The 17,342-nt window shown below is 34.7% G+C and carries 18 protein-coding genes; 14 read left to right on the plus strand and 4 right to left on the minus strand.

The features are described 5' to 3' along the window. Positions 1 to 10 precede the first annotated feature (10 nt). Positions 11 to 427, minus strand: a complete 417-nt coding sequence (nikR, locus tag Q2T46_RS10130; protein ID WP_399388593.1) for a nickel-responsive transcriptional regulator NikR — start codon at positions 425 to 427, stop codon at positions 11 to 13. Between the two features lie 182 nt (positions 428 to 609). On the opposite strand from nikR, the gene Q2T46_RS10135 reads away from it, so the two are divergent. The 7 genes from Q2T46_RS10135 (at position 610) to Q2T46_RS10165 (ending at position 7,633) form a co-directional block, all read left to right on the plus strand. Continuing rightward, positions 610 to 3,093: an ASKHA domain-containing protein gene (locus tag Q2T46_RS10135; protein ID WP_303265577.1), complete on the plus strand. Its 2,484-nt coding sequence runs from the start codon at positions 610 to 612 to the stop codon at positions 3,091 to 3,093. Positions 3,094 to 3,193: 100 nt separating this feature from the next. Beyond that, positions 3,194 to 4,075, plus strand: coding sequence for an ABC transporter ATP-binding protein (locus Q2T46_RS10140; protein ID WP_303265576.1), 882 nt, complete (start codon positions 3,194 to 3,196; stop codon positions 4,073 to 4,075). A 6-nt stretch (positions 4,076 to 4,081) separates the two neighbouring features. Next, positions 4,082 to 4,879 (plus strand): ABC transporter permease subunit, encoded by a 798-nt coding sequence (locus tag Q2T46_RS10145; protein WP_303265575.1) that lies wholly within the window; start codon positions 4,082 to 4,084, stop codon positions 4,877 to 4,879. An 11-nt stretch (positions 4,880 to 4,890) separates the two neighbouring features. Next, positions 4,891 to 5,691 carry an ABC transporter permease subunit gene (locus Q2T46_RS10150; protein WP_303265574.1) on the plus strand — a complete coding sequence of 267 codons (801 nt, stop codon included), beginning with the start codon at positions 4,891 to 4,893 and terminating at the stop codon, positions 5,689 to 5,691. A gap of 21 nt (positions 5,692 to 5,712) precedes the next feature. Then, a complete protein-coding gene (locus Q2T46_RS10155) occupies positions 5,713 to 6,342 on the plus strand; it encodes a TetR/AcrR family transcriptional regulator (RefSeq protein WP_303265573.1) in 630 nt (209 codons plus the stop codon). Between the two features lie 120 nt (positions 6,343 to 6,462). Continuing rightward, positions 6,463 to 7,242 (plus strand): serine hydrolase, encoded by a 780-nt coding sequence (locus Q2T46_RS10160; protein WP_303265572.1) that lies wholly within the window; start codon positions 6,463 to 6,465, stop codon positions 7,240 to 7,242. Between the two features lie 262 nt (positions 7,243 to 7,504). Next, the gene (locus Q2T46_RS10165) at positions 7,505 to 7,633 is read left to right on the plus strand and encodes a hypothetical protein (RefSeq protein WP_303265571.1); all 129 of its coding nucleotides are present in this window, start codon (positions 7,505 to 7,507) and stop codon (positions 7,631 to 7,633) included. A gap of 343 nt (positions 7,634 to 7,976) precedes the next feature. Here Q2T46_RS10165 and Q2T46_RS10170 read toward each other — a convergent pair whose 3' ends face one another. The 3 genes from Q2T46_RS10170 to Q2T46_RS10180 form a co-directional block, all read right to left on the minus strand. Continuing rightward, on the minus strand, positions 7,977 to 9,194 hold the full coding sequence (locus Q2T46_RS10170; protein ID WP_303265413.1) for a transposase: 1,218 nt from the start codon (positions 9,192 to 9,194) through the stop codon (positions 7,977 to 7,979). Between the two features lie 247 nt (positions 9,195 to 9,441). Then, positions 9,442 to 11,535 carry a heavy metal translocating P-type ATPase gene (locus Q2T46_RS10175; RefSeq protein WP_303265570.1) on the minus strand — a complete coding sequence of 698 codons (2,094 nt, stop codon included), beginning with the start codon at positions 11,533 to 11,535 and terminating at the stop codon, positions 9,442 to 9,444. A 55-nt stretch (positions 11,536 to 11,590) separates the two neighbouring features. Next, complete coding sequence (locus Q2T46_RS10180; protein ID WP_013298861.1) at positions 11,591 to 11,956, minus strand: helix-turn-helix transcriptional regulator; 366 nt, start codon at positions 11,954 to 11,956, stop codon at positions 11,591 to 11,593. A 188-nt stretch (positions 11,957 to 12,144) separates the two neighbouring features. On the opposite strand from Q2T46_RS10180, the gene Q2T46_RS10185 reads away from it, so the two are divergent. The 7 genes from Q2T46_RS10185 to Q2T46_RS10215 all read left to right on the plus strand — a co-directional run bounded on the left by Q2T46_RS10185 (position 12,145) and on the right by Q2T46_RS10215 (position 17,132). After that, complete coding sequence (locus Q2T46_RS10185; RefSeq protein ID WP_303265569.1) at positions 12,145 to 13,284, plus strand: DNA polymerase IV; 1,140 nt, start codon at positions 12,145 to 12,147, stop codon at positions 13,282 to 13,284. Positions 13,285 to 13,294: 10 nt separating this feature from the next. Beyond that, a complete protein-coding gene (locus Q2T46_RS10190) occupies positions 13,295 to 14,662 on the plus strand; it encodes an MATE family efflux transporter (RefSeq protein ID WP_303265568.1) in 1,368 nt (455 codons plus the stop codon). 96 nt (positions 14,663 to 14,758) lie between these two features. Further along, complete coding sequence (locus tag Q2T46_RS10195) at positions 14,759 to 15,265, plus strand: DUF6106 family protein (protein WP_303265567.1); 507 nt, start codon at positions 14,759 to 14,761, stop codon at positions 15,263 to 15,265. A gap of 14 nt (positions 15,266 to 15,279) precedes the next feature. After that, positions 15,280 to 15,750 carry a tRNA (uridine(34)/cytosine(34)/5-carboxymethylaminomethyluridine(34)-2'-O)-methyltransferase TrmL gene (gene trmL, locus Q2T46_RS10200; protein WP_150200629.1) on the plus strand — a complete coding sequence of 157 codons (471 nt, stop codon included), beginning with the start codon at positions 15,280 to 15,282 and terminating at the stop codon, positions 15,748 to 15,750. Positions 15,751 to 15,920: 170 nt separating this feature from the next. Continuing rightward, positions 15,921 to 16,163, plus strand: a complete 243-nt coding sequence (locus tag Q2T46_RS10205) for a type II toxin-antitoxin system Phd/YefM family antitoxin (RefSeq protein ID WP_303265566.1) — start codon at positions 15,921 to 15,923, stop codon at positions 16,161 to 16,163. Then, complete coding sequence (locus Q2T46_RS10210) at positions 16,160 to 16,534, plus strand: type II toxin-antitoxin system death-on-curing family toxin (protein WP_303265565.1); 375 nt, start codon at positions 16,160 to 16,162, stop codon at positions 16,532 to 16,534. The genes Q2T46_RS10205 and Q2T46_RS10210 overlap by 4 nt, the downstream gene beginning before the upstream one ends. A gap of 331 nt (positions 16,535 to 16,865) precedes the next feature. Further along, positions 16,866 to 17,132, plus strand: a complete 267-nt coding sequence (locus tag Q2T46_RS10215; RefSeq protein ID WP_303265564.1) for a hypothetical protein — start codon at positions 16,866 to 16,868, stop codon at positions 17,130 to 17,132. The last annotated feature ends 210 nt before the right edge of the window (positions 17,133 to 17,342 follow it).

Genomic DNA, 17,342 nt, shown 5'->3' on the forward strand with positions numbered 1-17,342 from the left:
AAACTCCTCCTTATAAGTTTTTGCCTGTCGTCGTCATGACAAGCTTTCCATGCTTTACGCCTTTTGTGCTTATTATCTTGTCTGCTATAGCTGATATAATCTTTGAAGTGCCTTTTACAACCATTACTTCAAGGCAGTTGTGCTCATCAAGGTGGACGTGCATGCTGGATATTATGTTTTCATGGTGTCTATGCTGTATGTCAACAAGTTTATCGCTTATCTCCCTTACTTCATGGTTGTAAACATACGTAACTGTGCCAATTGATTCGGCCTCATCTGACTTGCACTGGTTTTCGACTATGTAATTCCTTATCAAATCTCTTATAGCTTCAGACCTGTTTTTGTAGTTTTTTGATTCGAGCAATTTATCAAACTGTGAAAGCAGACTTGCTTCCATTGAGACTCCGAAGCGGGTGATTTCTTCCAGACAAATCATCTCCTTGTGTGTTACTTTTATAAAAATAATAGCACTAAATTGATTGATAATCAATAGTGCAATAAAAATTCAGAATACTGTATCAATTTAAATTATTGAAATTTGTTGTGCTGTAATATATGATATAGAAAAGAGGATTTTATCAGTTTTGTATTGATGAAAAGGAGGAGAAGATGGTTATAAAATCTTACGATGTGGAGATAGATGAAAGGTCTGTTTTGAGATATTTAGGATATAAAGATGTCGGAGTAGATGAAGATTTATTAAATGAAGTGAGAAATGCAATAGATGAAGTCCGTCAGCTTGTAGTTCCTACTGTATGCTTTGACAGGTTTGCCATTAAGTACAACGATATAAGGGATGAGATAATTGTTCCTTCTGAAGATACATTAGATGACGATTATATAGTGGATAAATTAAAAGGTACAAAATATGTTATTATGGCTGTTGCAACGATAAAAGATAAAATTGAAAGTATGTCATCTCATTTTTTTGGCGATGGAAAGTACATGAAAGGTATGATATTTGATGCTGTAGGAAACGCAGCGCTGGAGAATCTATGCCAGAAATTCTATTGCGATATGATAGATGAGCTAAAAAAAGAAGGGCTTGGTGCAACTGAGATGATATTCCCTGGTGATAGCAAGTGGAATATAAATGCGCAGAAAATAATATTTAAAAATCTCGATACGTCAAAAATAGGTGTCATACTGGATGAGAATTACACGATGCGCCCTATGAAGTCACTTTCATTTGTTTTAGGAGTTGGCAAGGGTTTAAGATCAAGTGAATCGCATCACGACTGCAGCAAATGCGATTTTTCTCAATGCATCTACCGCATGGTGAAAAGGAACAAGCACATTGTAAAAGTCAACTACGGCGGAATATACAAGGGAATTGAGGTCTACGATGGAGCAAATCTATTTAAAGCATTGGTGGAAAACGGTGTGTCAGTTCCTAATTCGTGCGGCGGTTATCACACATGCGGAAAGTGTAAAGTCATTGTTAAGGAAAGACTTCCGATAACTGATGAAGAAAGGCAGCACCTTAGTAATATTGAGTTAGAAAAAGGCGTAAGGCTTTCGTGCTTTTTAAATATAGACAGAGACCTTAATGTTACAGTTTTAGATGAAGGCGATGCTTTGATACTCACAGACAGCATTGATACATTTAATCTAGATGATTTAAGTCCAAGAGTTAAAAAGAAAATAGTAAGGCTAGACTTGCCGACATTAGATGACCAGAGGGATGACCTTAGGAGAGTAAGTGATTCATTAGGGTTTGATGCCAAGATGCCTTTAAGCGTATTAAGTGCGCTTCCTGACATATTAGAAAGTCATGATTACAATGTTGCTATTACGTTAAGGAATAATGAGGTAATCTCAGTAGAAGGCGCAGATTCAATTGACAGTGTTTACGGCATATCTATCGATATAGGCACTACGACAATTGCGGCATACCTATATAACATTAAGACAGGGACAAGGATAGATGTTTTTTCTGATGTGAACCCTCAGAAATCATTTGGAGCAGACGTCATATCAAGGATAAACTATACAATCACTGAAGATGACGGGCTTTTTAGATTGCACAGAATTATAGTTGACGAGATAAATAAGATCGTAAATGCTTTTTGTACAAGAAATGCTATATCTAAAGAAAATATATATGAAATTGTCATAGTTGGCAATACTGTAATGATTCACTTAGCTCTAGGTGTTACGGTTAAAAATATCGCTAATTCGCCTTACATACCAGCCTTTACATATACGATGGAACTAAAAGCTAATACATTAGGGATAAACATAAATAAAGAAGGATACATTGTGACACTTCCTATGGTTGCATCGTACGTTGGAGCAGATACAGTGGCGGCAGTCTTACATAGCCGCATGTATAAAGGCGACGATATTACTTTGCTTGTGGACATAGGGACAAACGGCGAGATAGTCTTGGGGAATAAAGACTTTCTTATATCATGTTCTGCTGCAGCAGGACCTGCTTTTGAGGGTGCTGACATAACGTTTGGTATGAGCGGTGTAGAAGGCGCCATTGACCATGTTGATTTAAAGAGAGATCCTATTTTTACAACAATTGGAGGGAAAATAGCAAAAGGCATATGCGGTTCAGGCATTGTCGATGTGATAGCAGAGCTTTTTAAGCACGGAATAGTTGATAATACTGGAAGGATATTGGATAAAGATGAAGTGACAAGCGCAGTTGGTAAAAAGTTTTTAGATCGCATTGTACAGTACAATGAAATGCCAGCATTTTTGATAGATGATGAGAATGGGATTTTCTTGACTCAAAAGGACGTAAGGCAGGTACAGTTGGCAAAGGCAGCTATAAGAGCGGGAATCAATATACTTATTAATGAGGTGGGTATTTCTGAAACGGATATAAAAAGAGTCTACTTAGCAGGTGGATTTGGCAGCTACATAAGTATAGAGAGCGCTGCTACAATAGGGCTTATACCAAGTGAATTAAAAGATAGAACGATACAGATAGGAAATGCTGCAGGTTTAGGTGCATCTTTAGCGCTTCTTTCAGACAATGAGCTAAATAGGGCAAAAATTGTAAGGGATAAGATAAAGTACATTGAGCTTTCAAATGTGTCGATATTTCAGGATGAATTTATTAAATCTATGTACCTCTGAAATTTTTCCATATTTTTTTAAATCTATATTGACTATATGGTCAATAAACGCTACAATTTAAAAAGAAATTGACCTAGTGGTCAAAAAGGAGGTATTTATCATGAATGTTATTGAGGTGGATAAACTTACAAAGTATTACGGCAAGTCGAGAGGTATAATCGATGTAAGCTTTGATGTGGAAGAAGGTGAGATATTTGGATTCATCGGACCCAACGGTGCTGGAAAGTCTACCACCATAAGGACCCTTCTGTCGCTTATTTACCCTACATCTGGCAGTGCTAAAATCTTTGGCAAAGACTGTATAAAGTATGGGCCTGAAATAAAGAAGGATATTGGATATCTGCCGTCAGAAGTGTTTTACTACGACAACATGAAGGTAATTGACCTTTTAAAGTATTCAGCAAGTTTTTATAAAGAGGATTGCAGCAAGAGGATCAAGGAATTATCGGAGATGATGGATTTAGATTTAAATAAAAGGATTGATGATCTTTCATATGGAAATAGAAAGAAAGTTGGAATCGTTCAAGGACTTTTGCATGAACCTAAGCTTCTAATATTAGATGAGCCAACAAGCGGACTTGACCCGCTGATGCAGCAGAGATTTTTCAATCTATTAAAAGAAGAAAACAAGAAAGGCGTTACTATCCTGTTTTCGTCTCACATATTAAGCGAAGTTCAAAGACTGTGCAATAGAGTTGCCATCATAAAGGAAGGCAGAATAATAAGCCTTGAAAAGATAAGCTCTCTTAGAGAGAACAGCTACAAAAGGATAAATGTTGAAACAGCGGCAGATGTAAGAAGTGATTATTTCAAGATAGATGGCGTAAGCAATATAGAGATAAAAGACAATACGGTGAGCTTTTTATTCAAGGGGGATATCAATTTGATAATGAAAAAGATAGCAGAAATAAGCATAACTGATGTTACGATTGAAGAACCAAGTCTTGAAGAAATATTCATGCACTACTATATGAGGGGGTAGAAAGACATGAATGTGTTTTTACACGAGTTAAAGTCCTACAGAAAATCTACGATAATATGGTCCATATCCATGGCTGCATTGATAATATTTTTTCTATCTATGTATCCTTCATTTTCAAGTAGTGCATCTTTAGTGAAAAAGATTTTAGAGGGGTATCCTGAACCCATCAGAAAAGCATTTGGGATTTCTATAGATGACATTACAAAGTTTTTGGGATTCTATTCATATGTATTTTCTTTTGTTGTTTTGGGCGGTGCGATACAATCAATGAATTATGGTATATCTACAATATCAAAGGAGATAAAGCTAAAGACAGCGGATTTCCTCATGACAAAGCCTATACCACGCAATGAAATTTTGACATCAAAATTGCTAGCGTCATTGACATCAATAGTTATAACCGATATCATTTATTTGGTTACTGCATACATTACAGCAGAATCAGTAACAAAAGAATCGTTTAACATTAAACTCTTTTTCATGGTTTCTGTTACGCTTTTCTTTGTTGAGGTCATATTCATGTCAATAAGCGTATTAATATCAGCAGTTGTGGGAAAGATTAAGTCAACGATATCTCTTTCTTTGGGTGTAGTATTTACCTTTTATATCATTGGGATGCTTCAAGCTACATTAAATGATAAAGCAATGAAGTATATAACGCCATTTAAGTACTTTGACACACAGTACATCATTAAAAATTCCTCCTATGATATTACCTTTGTCATCATATCCATATTGATTGTGCTTATATCAATTTTTCTAAGCTATGCTGTATTCTTAAAAAGAGATATTCATGCTGTTTGAGGGGATTAGATATGAATATTTATTTAAGAGAGCTAAAAGCAAATGGAAAGTCCTTATTTATATGGTGCATAATCATGATCGCATTCGTAGCTGCATCGATGGGAAAGTACGCCGCAAGTTCGTATATTTCTGGTCAATCCCTAAATGATATTATTTCAAAGATGCCTGACGCAGTAAAATCCATGTTTGGAGCTGGCACGTTTGACTTGTCAAAGGCCATAGGCTTTTACGGTGCTATGTTTATATACGTTGTGTTGATGGCTGCAATACACGCATCCATGATTGGGGCTAATATAATTTCAAAAGAAGAAGATGACAAGACGGCAGAATTTTTGATGTCAAAGCCAGTATCTAGAATCAATGTAATCACATCAAAGCTTCTTGCATCATTTACGAATATAGCTATATTTAATATTGTTACATTGTTATCTTCTTTGTTTCTTGTCAATTACTACAGCAAAGGAGAAAATGTGACAGATGACATATTGAAGTTGATGATTGGGATGTTTATACTGCAGATGATATTCATGTCCATAGGTATAGGTCTATCAGCTTTATTTAAAAATTCAAAATTAGCTTCTCCAGTTACAGTTGGAGTTATGCTTGTGACATATGTCTTGTCATTGGCAATCGACATAGATAGTAATCTTTCAGGCCTTAAGTACTTTACACCGTTTAAATATTTTGATGCAAAGAGTTTAATATACGGAAAAGGATTTGAGATAATATACATTGTATTATCTATTTTAATTATTTCAGTGTTTATTTGTGTAACATATGTATTTTACAAAAAGAGAGATTTAGAAATATAGAAATATTAGGAAGGGATCCATTTGTACGAAAGCTTTGAGAATTTAAGCGATGAAAAAAGAAACAAAATAATTGAAGCAAGCCTAGAGGAGTTTGCTAAAAAGGGATACGAGAGGGCTTCAACAAATGTCATCGTGAAAAATGCCGGGATATCAAAAGGTCTTCTTTTTCACTACTTTAAAAGTAAAAAGAATTTATTTATATATCTTTTTGATCGCATTGTAGAGGAATTTGTTGTTGCTTTTTATGAATTTATAGATGATTCGCCATCAGATATATTTGAAAGGCTTATGAACTGGACAATAATAAAGTTCAAGTTGTATTTTAAAAAACCAGTAGAGTATAGATTTTTGACTGTATCTATTTATGATTCACCAGAAGAATTAAAAGAGGATATATTGAAAAGATATGAGAGAATAAGCAGTGAAGTCATGAAGAGATTTATGGAAAATTTGGATTTGTCACGATTTCGAAAAGATGTAGATATTGATAGAGCTTTGAGCTTTATTATGACATCCATTGAAGCCATTGGCAACAAATATTTGGAGATGTATAAGCATGACATTGATAAACTTGTTGCAGATAAAGATAAAATTATTGATGATTTGAAAGATTGTATAGACATACTTAAACATGGCATATATGAAAAGTAACAGAATCAATTTGGTGATCGCTTTCACCTTATTTTTTTGTCTAGTAAAAGTTACTGGATTTTTTCTTAAAAAATGATATTATTAAAACGTATGAATTTATATAGAAGGAAGTGTTGGATCATGAGCTTGTATGATGACATCAAAAGGTTTATCAATAATACAGATGGAAACATAGGTGTTTCAATAAAAAATCTAAAGACAGGTGAAAGAATAGATGTAAATGAAGAGATGATGTTTCCATCTGCCAGCACGATAAAAATACTCATCATGGCACAGATATATAAAATGGCTAAAGAGGGTTACATAAGGTTAACTGATAATATCGTTCTATCTGACTTTATGAAAACAAATGGTAGCGGGATTCTTTATCAGCTTAACAGCAAGCATAAATTTACCATAGAAGAACTTATAACATTGATGATAATTATAAGCGACAATACAGCTGCAAATGTCCTGATTGACATAGCAGACATGAAAAATATAAATAAGATGGCAGAGGATCTTGGAATGTTACATACAAAGATACAGAGAAAGATGATGGATTTTGAAGCAGCAAAATCCGGGAAAGATAACTACACATGCCCGAAAGATATGACGCATCTTCTAGAGCTTATACATGATGGAGAAGTTGTAGATGAAGAGTATAGCAACATGATGCTTGATATATTAAAGAAGCAGCAGGATTTAGGAAGGCTTGATTTGTATCTACCAGAAGACGTCTTAATTGCACATAAGCCAGGGGAGCTAAAGCTTTTAGAGCATGATGTAGGGATAGTGTTTCTAAAAAATTGCCAATACATAATAAGTGTAATGACGAATAATTTGAGTACAAATTTAGATGGTAGAAGGGCCATAGGGAAAATATCAAAGATGGTTTACGATGAATACGTAAAACTATAAAGCAGCAAAACTTGCTGCTTTATTTTGCCAAAATTCTAAGGAAGTTAAGCACCGCATTGTTGGCTCTATGTATGATGATGCTCCTGTAATAACGCAATAAAATATAGACAAATATAGACAAAAACAGTAGATATCTGCTGTTTTTTGTTGTAATGGAATAATTATCTATGGTATAATGTCATTAAGGTTGATGGTTGGAAAGAGCGCCACTCCCTAAATCGTGAGATGTTGGAGGTAAAGGGAAAAAAGGGGGTGGGGCGAGGTGGATATACCAAAGATAATAACTATAGTAGCATCAACACTTTTAGCAATCGTCGCCCTAATTTTAAATCGCAACAATTTCCATTTAGAATTTAAAATAGAAATCGGACAAAACAAAAAAGAGCATTAACCTCTGCACAGGAATGCTCTTTTCCAAGTAATCCATTAACCTTTACTCCAACATCTCTATAAATATTATATTTCACTTATTCTATACTGTCAATATTGCCAATTTCTTTTTTTATACTTTTTTAAAACCTTTTTATACTTCTCTTAAAGTTAATTTTAAAAATTTTAAATATTCGAGGAAATTGCACAATTAAGCTTTTAATTTTTGAACCAAAAAAGGCAATAGCAAAGCTAAGCATATTAATGCCTGTGGATAACTTATGAACTTTGAAAATTTAACAAAAATAGTTTATAAAATAATTTTCATCCCATGGTTATACAGCTGGTTAAACACAGGTAGTTAATTAAGCTACTTTTGGCAATGATTTAGTAACATTAACAGCAATAGTACCTGCAACAAGTGTAATACAGTTTAATAAAGCAAAGGTTTTAGCTTTCTTAATACCCGCTGAGCGCAGATTGTCAGTATTTAAATAGTCTTTTAATCGGCTGTTACATCTTTCAATAGAAGTTCTAAGGTTATATATCTCTTGCCACTCATCAGAACTCCTTATTGGAAAGCTAAAATATCTGTTATTTTTCTTGTAATTGATTTTAAGGCAATACCCATAGTTTGAATTGCTGCACCAAGAAGAACCATGAGGACAATCTATCTTTCCTAATACATGTGGACATCTGAATTTTAAATAATCACCGTCCTTACCCCAATATACAAGTTCATATCCCATAGAACAAATTGGGTGAAGCCTTTCATTTAATCCTTCTGGTGGAGCAAAACTTCCTCTTTTGTTGTAGGCTATGATTGGTTGTGCATGAAATTCGTTCATAATATAATCGTAATTTTCTTTTATATCATAGCCTGAATCCATAATACAGTGTTTTACATCAAATGTATTGCCGTAGAACTCTTTTAGCTTCTTTAATAAGGGTATTGCTAAAATACTATCATTTACGCTTGCAGGAGTAATTTCTATGGCAAGTGGAAGTTCACTTTTGCAGTCGGCTATTATATGTAGCTTCCATCCAAACCATTTTATATCATTGCCATCAGTATCTTTTTTCTTTCCCCAGTTAGGAGATTTACCATCATCCTTTAGTTTGGATTTAGGTTTTGGTTTTTCAAAAGCGTTCAATTTAGTTGAATCAATAGCTATATTAGTGCTATCAATTATGTTGAGGTCTTTAGCTTTAAGTATTAATTGCTTAAAGTCTTCCTCAAGAGCTTCCGACTTTGATATTAGGTTTAAAAATCTGCTAAAGGTTGATGCAGATGGAGTAGGACCAAATACACTAAAGCCACAGTTATATCTAAATACAGGGTCTGATTTTAATCTATCTACAAGCTTTGCTATATTGGGAATTTTCTCAAGTTGCATAGCAACTAAGGCATAAAGCAAAGGCAGTGGATCATATCCTTTAGGTCCTCTTTTATATTCAGATCTTGATAGTGAAAGCACAACATTTGAGAAATCAAGTTGTGAAAAAACCATTTCAAGTTTTGTCTCTGGTTGAAATTTTATTAATTCGTCGAAGGAAAATAAGCATTCTTGTCGAATATACATAAGTAGGTTCACCTCTTTTGTTAAAATTGGGTTGCTACTTATATATTCGACATTTGGGGTGAACTTCCTTTTTTTATCTTTTAAAAAGTTAAGAATATCAAGCTATTTAAAATATGAAATTCGCTCATTCTTATACAAACTTTATATTGGAATATATTTTCCTTTATAGATTTTTTATAAAAATAGATTTTTGTGCATATCAGTAAGAGCAGAAAAAGAGCAATAATCTAGGAAAAAGCGTGTAAGTTTATTTTGCCAAGATTCTAAGGGAGTTAAGCACCGCCAGCACAGTTACACCCACATCTGCAAATACTGCTTCCCACATTGTTGCAAGACCCAATGCTCCTAAGGTGAGGACAGATAATTTAACGCCTAATGCAAAAATTATATTTTCTAAAACAATTTTATGAGCTTTCTTTGCTATTTTTATGGCGTCAACCAATTTATAAGGCTCGTCTGTCATCAGCACCACGTCTGCCGCTTCTATAGCAGCATCAGTGCCGATTTTTCCCATTGCAATTCCGATGTCTGCTCTTGTTAAAGCGGGAGCATCATTTATTCCATCTCCAACAAAAGCTACTTTGCCTTTTAAATCAGTATTGCTACACAGTTCGTCAACGACATTAACTTTTTCATCAGGCAGAAGCTCTGAGTAAACACCATCAAGTCCTAACTCATTTGATATATATTCGCTTATTTCTTTTTTATCTCCGGTAAGCATTATGAGTTTTTCTACACCTAAGCTTTTAAGTGCTTTTACAGTATCTTTGGAGTCTTTTTTTATTGTATCAGATATGACGATGTATCCTGCATATTTTCCGTCTACTGCTATATGGACAGCACTGTACGGTCTGACATCCTTAAATGCTATATTATGACTTTTCATCAATTTTGAATTTCCTATAAGGATTTCCTTATCATCGATAATAGTTTTTATGCCATTGCCGGCAAGCTCAACATAATCTTTTATTTTTCCTGCGTCAATTTCTTTGCCGTAAGCATTTATGATAGATGATGCTATAGGATGATTTGAGTAGTATTCTCCGTATGCAGCATATTTAAGCAGCTCATCGCTTTTTAAAGGATTTTCTGCATTGATTTCTGTCACTTTGAAGGTACCTTCTGTCAATGTGCCGGTTTTGTCGAAAACTATTGTTTTAACATCATTTAAAGCTTCTAAGTAATTGCTGCCTTTTATAAGGATGCCGCTTTTTGACGCAGATCCGATGCCGCTGAAGAAACTTAACGGTATCGATATAACAAGGGCACATGGACATGATATGACTAGGAATACCAGCGCTCTGTAGATCCAATTTGAGAAGTTCTCATTTAAAAGTAGAGGAGGGATTGTAGCTATAAATAATGCAGATAGTGTTACGATTGGTGTATAGTATTTTGCAAATTTCGTTATAAAATTTTCGGCTTGTGCTTTTTTATTGCCGGCATTTTCTATCAAATCAAGAATCTTTGATACGGTTGATTCTTTAAAGTTCTTTTCGACTTTAACGGTTAGAAGGCCGTTTTTGTTTATAAAGCCGCTTAATACATCAGAACCGATTGTAACTTCCATTGGCAAATATTCTCCTGTCAGTGATGATGTATCCACAAATGATTTACCATCTATTACTTTTCCATCCAGCGGTATTTTTTCACCTGGTTTTACTAAGATGATATCGCCTATATTTACTGCTTCTGGCGGTACCCTTTTTATATTATTTTCAATCTTTAAGTTTGCGTAGTCAGGCCTTATATCCATCAAATCTTTTATTGATTTTCTAGAATTGTCTACAGCGTAATCCTCAATAAGTGTGCCTATTTGATAGAAAAGCATGACGGATACGCCTTCTTCATATTTGCCGATTGCAAAGGCACCTATTGTGGATATGCTCATGAGAAAATTTTCATCAAACAATTGACCTTTCAAGATTTTTTTGATGGACAGTGTAATTATCTCTCCACCTGAAATAATGTAGCTTATGAAGAAAAAGGATAACTTTGCGTATTCCGGAAGTTTAAAAATAACAGGCAAAACAAATAAAACTGCTGCAGATAGTAATTGCATGATTTTCCACTTAAAATGGCTGTCTTTGTCTTTTACGATCTTGCCTTCAAAATCAGAAATATGAATATTTGGCTCCACATCTTTTACAACTTTCTTTATAGTTTTATTTATATCATTTATCTTATTTATATCTTCTAATTCAACAGTCAATTTTGTATTTATAAGATCTACATTGGCATTGCATATACCATCTATTTTTTTCACATTGTCTTCTATTTTTGCTGCACATACAGCACAGTCTAATCCTTCTAACAGAAATGTCTGCTTTGAGCCTTTCATGTTATTTGCCTCCAAAACTATCCCTTCTTTCATATAAATTTAAGCCAAATAAAGGCTATTCTTCTATATGGCTGAATCCCTGGTCAAATATCTTTATGACGTGGTCGTCTGCAAGAGAATAGTATACGACTTTGCCTTCTTTTCTGTATTTTACAAGTTTGCTTTGCTTCAATATCCTTAGCTGATGAGATACTGCAGATTGATTCATGCCAAGTGTCGCCGCAATATCGCATACGCACATTTCAGACTCAAATAAAGCACATAAAATTTTGATCCTTGTTGTGTCGCCGAATATCTTAAAAAGCTCAGCAAGGTCGTACAATTTTTCTTCTTCAGGCATTAATTTTTTTACTTTGTCAACAACATCTTCGTGTATTACAGTTATTTCACATACGTCATTGTTGCTCTTATTGTCTTTCATAAAAACACCTCGATGATTGAATATATGAATATTTGTTCATATATATTTTATAATTTATTTCAGAATATGTCAACTGCGTTTTATCAAGTAGTAGGAGAAAATAAAATAGAGAGTGTCATATGCTCATTATGGTTTAATGTGATGCTGTGCTATAATATATTTTAGTAATTCAGTTATGAGGGATAAAGATGATGCGTAAAATAATCCATGTCGATATGGATGCTTTTTTTGCATCTGTGGAGCAACATGATAACCCAAAGCTTAAAGGTAAGCCGGTTATAGTAGGTGGATTATCTGGTAGAGGCGTTGTGTCTACATGCTCTTATGAGGCCAGAAAATATGGAATCCATTCAGCAATGCCTATGTACATGGCAAAAAGTCTATGCCCCAATGGCATTTTTTTGCCTGTAAGGTTTCAGCGGTACAGGGAAGTGTCTAAAAAAGTATTTGATATTTTGTATGAAGTAACTGATATTGTGGAGCCTCTTTCAATTGATGAAGCATACCTTGATGTAACAGATATCGACAAAAATCCAGAAGATATTGCCAAGGAAATAAAAGAAAAAGTGCATATGACGACAGGGCTTACTGTGTCTGCAGGTGTTTCATATAACAAATTTCTTGCAAAGATAGCATCAGACTGGAATAAACCGGATGGGCTTATGGTTATAACTGAAGATATGGTGCCTGATATATTGAGACCTCTTAACGTGTCCAAAGTATATGGCATCGGCGAGAAATCTTCTGAAAGGCTAAAAAAGATCGGCATAGAGAAAGTCGATGATTTACTGAAGTTAAGCGAAGAAGAGCTTACAAATATATTCGGAAAGTACGGTAAAGAGATATACGACAGGATAAGAGGAATTGACTTAAGACCTGTCGAAACATACAGGGAGACGAAATCAATCGGCAAAGAGACTACACTTAAAGAGGATACTGATGATATTGAGCTATTATCAAAATATTTAGGTGGATTTTCAAGGACAATATCATTAGAACTAAAAAAAGAAAAACTTTATTGCAGAACTGTTACGGTAAAAATCAAGACGTGGAATTTTACAGTCCACACAAAAAGTAGAACATTAAATGAATATATAGATTCACCTGAGGATATTTACAATGTAGCATCATCTATTTTAAAAGAATCAAATATTAGTCAGCCTGTAAGGCTTATTGGACTATCTGTCTCAAATTTAAGCACAATTAAGATAAAGCAGTTGTCGCTTTTTGATTCAGAAATTAGAAAAAACATAAAGATCGATAAGATAGTCTATGAGGTAAATAAAAAGCTTGGCGGATATTTTGTGAAAAAAGGAAGCGACATGTAGGGGGGTCAAAATGGAGAAAAGCGAACATAAATTTAGTCTTCAAAAGGAAATATTAGAGTTGGCATGGCCTTCTATTACTGAGCAGATGCTTATAATGATGGTAGGCATGGTATCTACAATATTTGTAGGACACATCAGCACTGCAGCTATAGCAGCAGTAGGCATGATTAACACGCTGGTGTTTTTCTTTCAATCGATCTTTGCAGGACTTTCTACTGGATGTACGGTAATCGTAGCGAGGCTTATAGGTGAAGAGGACGAAGACAATGCACGACTTGCAGTTATGCAGGCGCTTGTAATGTGCATCATAATATTTATAGCTTTTACTGTTTTTGGATATATATTTGCAGCTCCCATCATAAAAATGTTTTTTGGTACAGTTGCAAAAGATGTTTTCGAACTAGGCCTAATGTACTATAAGATAATACTTTTAGGAATGCCTTTTGTCATAATAGACATTGTTTTAGGTGGAGCATTAAGAGGCGCTGGCGACACGAGAACGCCCATGTACATTACTGCTACGATAAATTTAATAAGCCTCATTTTAAATTCACTTACGGTATTTGGCGTAAACATAGGAGGACATCAATTTATACCTGCATACGGCGTAAAAGGTTCTGCTATGTCTGTCACTATAGCGAGGGTGATAGGCGGATTTATACAGCTTTACGTTCTTTACTTTGGAAAGAGGAAGATAAATTTAAGTGTACATGAAAAGATTCGATTAGACTTACCGATGATGTTTAGAATCGTAAGAGTGGGTATACCTGCATCGCTGGAACAACTGATAATGCAGGGTGGATTTTTAATACTGCAGGTTATTGTCTCTACAATGGGTACAGCGTCTATTGCAGTGTATCAAATAGGTATGAATGCCAACAGCCTTGCATTTATGCCTATATTTGGGTTTCAGCTTGCTGCAACATCCCTTGTAGGGAGAAGCCTCGGCGCTAGAAAAATAATGCTGGCGGAGACATACGGGAAACTATCAAATAAAATAGCCGTAAGGGTTATAACGGTTATAGGAATTCTCATGTTTATCTTTGCACGTCAGCTTGCTGCACTTTATTCAACAGATCCTGAAGTCATAAGGATGGGGGCGGTCGTAATAAGGATATTTGCTGCTATAGAGCCAATGCTTGCTATAATGAACGTTTTATCAGGCGTATTAAGAGCAGCCGGCGATTTAATGTATATAGTTATAACTGCATTTGTAGGCTTATGGCTTTTTAGAATCGCTATAGGATATGTGCTGGGCAAAACGATGGGCATGGGCATATATGGGATATGGATAGGCATATGCTTTGATTTTGTCGTTAGGTCTTTCATGTACACATATAGATTCAAGCAGGGAAAGTGGAAGTATCTGATGGTGTGAAACATGGGGATTCTATTGTTCATTTTTTATGAAATAGTTGCAAATTGGCAAAAATAAATTTATTATAGTAGTATAAATAGACTGGGAGTTGATCTTGTGGATGTATTTATAGAAAAGCTTGTAAAAAAACAAAAGACCCCTAAGGACACATTGACGGCAGTTGGACTTATTGTGGCTTCATTGGTAGTTGTTTTTTTCATAATACCTATGATACCTTTTGTGAAAGGATTTCTCATCTTTTTCATCGTCGCCATACCTTTTTTTGCGTATTACGTTATAAGATCGCAAAACATAGAATATGAGTACGCATATACTAATGGCGAACTGGATGTGGACAAGATAGTTGCAGAGAGCAGAAGAAAGAGGCTTTTAAGTGTTGACTGCAAAGACTTTGAAATTGTAGCAAAGGTATCAAGCGACAAATATTTGGAAGAGTATAAAAATATCCCAAATCGGATAGAAGCAGTAAGCTCTATGACATCACCAGATGTCTACTTTGCTGTATTTGAAAATGGAGGGAAAAGGACAATTCTCTACTTTGAACCTGATGAAAAGATGATAGAAGCCATGTGGAAGTACATACCAAGAAAGTTTTTTAGATAACTGGAGGAATGCAGATGCCCATCAATGTAGTATTGGTTGAACCGGAGATACCGCAAAATACAGGGAATATAGCGCGGACTTGTGTCCTGACAGGGTCAAGGCTTCATTTAGTAAAACCGCTTGGATTTTCTTTAAGTGAGAAGTATTTAAAAAGGTCTGGGCTTGATTATTGGCCTTACCTCGACTTAAAAGTATACGAAAACATAGAAGAATTTTTAGAGTCCACAAAAGGCAGTAAGTATTATTTAGCTACTACAAAAGGCAAGCATTTTTATCATGAAGTAAAGTACGAAGATGATTCATACATACTTTTTGGAAAAGAATCAGCAGGGCTTCCTCAGTGGCTTAGGGAAATGTACGAAGATGACTGTATAAGGATACCTATGAACGAGGTAAAGGCGGAGAGATCTTTAAACTTGTCAAATTCTGTAGCTATCGTAGTCTATGAAGCTTTAAAACAACTGGGCTTTCCCAATATGTATTAATATAGAGTGCAGCTAAAAGTGGCATTTCTTTGGCAAATATATGAAATATATGTGAAATGAGATAGCCAAAATAATGTATATGTAATTAAATAAAATTATTTTTTACTTAAAATAAATAGGTTGAATTTATCCTACATTAGGATATAATAAAGGTAGGAGGTGCATAAAGCATGAAAATTAATACGGAAAATATGGTTTCAATTACAGAGGCTAATCAGAACTTTTCGAAAGTTGCAAGGTTAGTAGACAAAAATGGTGTTGTGGTAATTTTGAAAAACAATGTGCCGAAATATGTTATAACAGAGTTTAAAGAATATAAAGATGAGCAGACTGCAAAAAATGAAGATATAGAAAGCATCGCAACCCGGTTGATTGCTAAGCACCGGAAAGCTTTTGAGGAATTAGCTAAATGATACGGTTAAGTGTCCCACAGATTGTACTAATGCATAGTATTCTGATTCGTGAGACTGGTGGGATTGACGGAATTCGTGACAGCGGGCTTCTGGACCTTGCTGCTAACGCACCTTTTCAAACTTTTGACGGTGTTTATGTATATTCATCCATTGAAGAAAAGGCCGCACGACTTGGCTATTCAATCATACGAAATCATCCTTTTATAGATGGAAACAAGCGTATAGGGATGCTTGCTATGATGGTCTTTCTTGAATTGAATGGTGTACAGCTTAGTTGTACGGATCAAGATATTATTAATGCAGGTTTACAGCTTGCCAGTGGAGAAATGGATGACAAAGGGTTATTGGAATGGATATTTCAACATAGATAGTTACAACTAATCGGACTTTATAAAAACAATACAGGTGGACTAATTGTTTGAACAGTTCACCTGCATATTTCATTTAATTTCTTTTATACACCTTTTAATCTTGCTTAAGAAAGTTCACAAAAATTTTTGGCCGGACTATATGTCGCCGGTTACAGCACTTATATTGATTTTAGTTGCATCAATTATATAAAAGGAAGCTTTAAAAGATATTCAAGTACAGGAAGTTAAGATTATCTGTAAAAGTTTGTTGTTAATTACTTTTAAGTAAAAGAAGGCAGCAAGTGGATCGTTGATTTTGCTTTGAACTTTTATATGTCTTTATGGGACATGGATGGAGTATATAAGTCGCACATTAAGTGCAGTAAATGATAAAAATGCCAAAAAAATAGTCTTGTTTTTATCAAGAAATAGAGAAAAAGAGTGGACGCGGCAGGAGATAATAAAGAACTGTAATTTGCCGTACGATGATAGAGAAGCTGAGAATAAGCTCCAAATGTTATTAAAAGGAGATCTCATAAGTGAAGGAAGCACAAGCATAAGGTATAAAGGCATGACAGATGACATATTTTATAAAGTATTTAGATACAAATATGAATAAGAAATAGAGAGTTTTCCGCTAGAGAAAATATCAGATGAGGAACGCGAAAAGCAGCAGATAGAGACATTAAAAAAATTATATATTTTACTCACTTAATGGTTTTGAAGATGAGGCAAAAGAATATCTTAACGATAATGGAATAATGTATGCCGATGAAAATAGCTGGGTTATTATGTGATAATCCAGCTTTTTTTAGGTGCGCCAACATGG

This window comes from Thermoanaerobacterium sp. CMT5567-10, from assembly GCF_030534315.2.
GTDB lineage: Bacteria > Bacillota > Thermoanaerobacteria > Thermoanaerobacterales > Thermoanaerobacteraceae > Thermoanaerobacterium.

What these genes read in the sequence shown, in the direction of transcription:
- Q2T46_RS10205 (WP_303265566.1), top strand. Translation starts at nt 15,921, where the DNA reads ATGAAAATTAATACGGAAAATATGGTTTCAATTACAGAGGCTAATCAG.
- Q2T46_RS10175 (WP_303265570.1), bottom strand. Translation starts at nt 11,535, where the DNA reads ATGAAAGGCTCAAAGCAGACATTTCTGTTAGAAGGATTAGACTGTGCT.
- Q2T46_RS10180 (WP_013298861.1), bottom strand. Translation starts at nt 11,956, where the DNA reads ATGAAAGACAATAAGAGCAACAATGACGTATGTGAAATAACTGTAATA.
- Q2T46_RS10170 (WP_303265413.1), bottom strand. Translation starts at nt 9,194, where the DNA reads ATGTATATTCGACAAGAATGCTTATTTTCCTTCGACGAATTAATAAAA.
- trmL (WP_150200629.1), top strand. Translation starts at nt 15,280, where the DNA reads ATGCCCATCAATGTAGTATTGGTTGAACCGGAGATACCGCAAAATACA.
- Q2T46_RS10145 (WP_303265575.1), top strand. Translation starts at nt 4,082, where the DNA reads ATGAATGTGTTTTTACACGAGTTAAAGTCCTACAGAAAATCTACGATA.
- Q2T46_RS10135 (WP_303265577.1), top strand. Translation starts at nt 610, where the DNA reads ATGGTTATAAAATCTTACGATGTGGAGATAGATGAAAGGTCTGTTTTG.
- Q2T46_RS10160 (WP_303265572.1), top strand. Translation starts at nt 6,463, where the DNA reads ATGAGCTTGTATGATGACATCAAAAGGTTTATCAATAATACAGATGGA.
- Q2T46_RS10140 (WP_303265576.1), top strand. Translation starts at nt 3,194, where the DNA reads ATGAATGTTATTGAGGTGGATAAACTTACAAAGTATTACGGCAAGTCG.
- Q2T46_RS10210 (WP_303265565.1), top strand. Translation starts at nt 16,160, where the DNA reads ATGATACGGTTAAGTGTCCCACAGATTGTACTAATGCATAGTATTCTG.
- Q2T46_RS10190 (WP_303265568.1), top strand. Translation starts at nt 13,295, where the DNA reads ATGGAGAAAAGCGAACATAAATTTAGTCTTCAAAAGGAAATATTAGAG.
- Q2T46_RS10150 (WP_303265574.1), top strand. Translation starts at nt 4,891, where the DNA reads ATGAATATTTATTTAAGAGAGCTAAAAGCAAATGGAAAGTCCTTATTT.
- Q2T46_RS10215 (WP_303265564.1), top strand. Translation starts at nt 16,866, where the DNA reads ATGGAGTATATAAGTCGCACATTAAGTGCAGTAAATGATAAAAATGCC.
- Q2T46_RS10185 (WP_303265569.1), top strand. Translation starts at nt 12,145, where the DNA reads ATGATGCGTAAAATAATCCATGTCGATATGGATGCTTTTTTTGCATCT.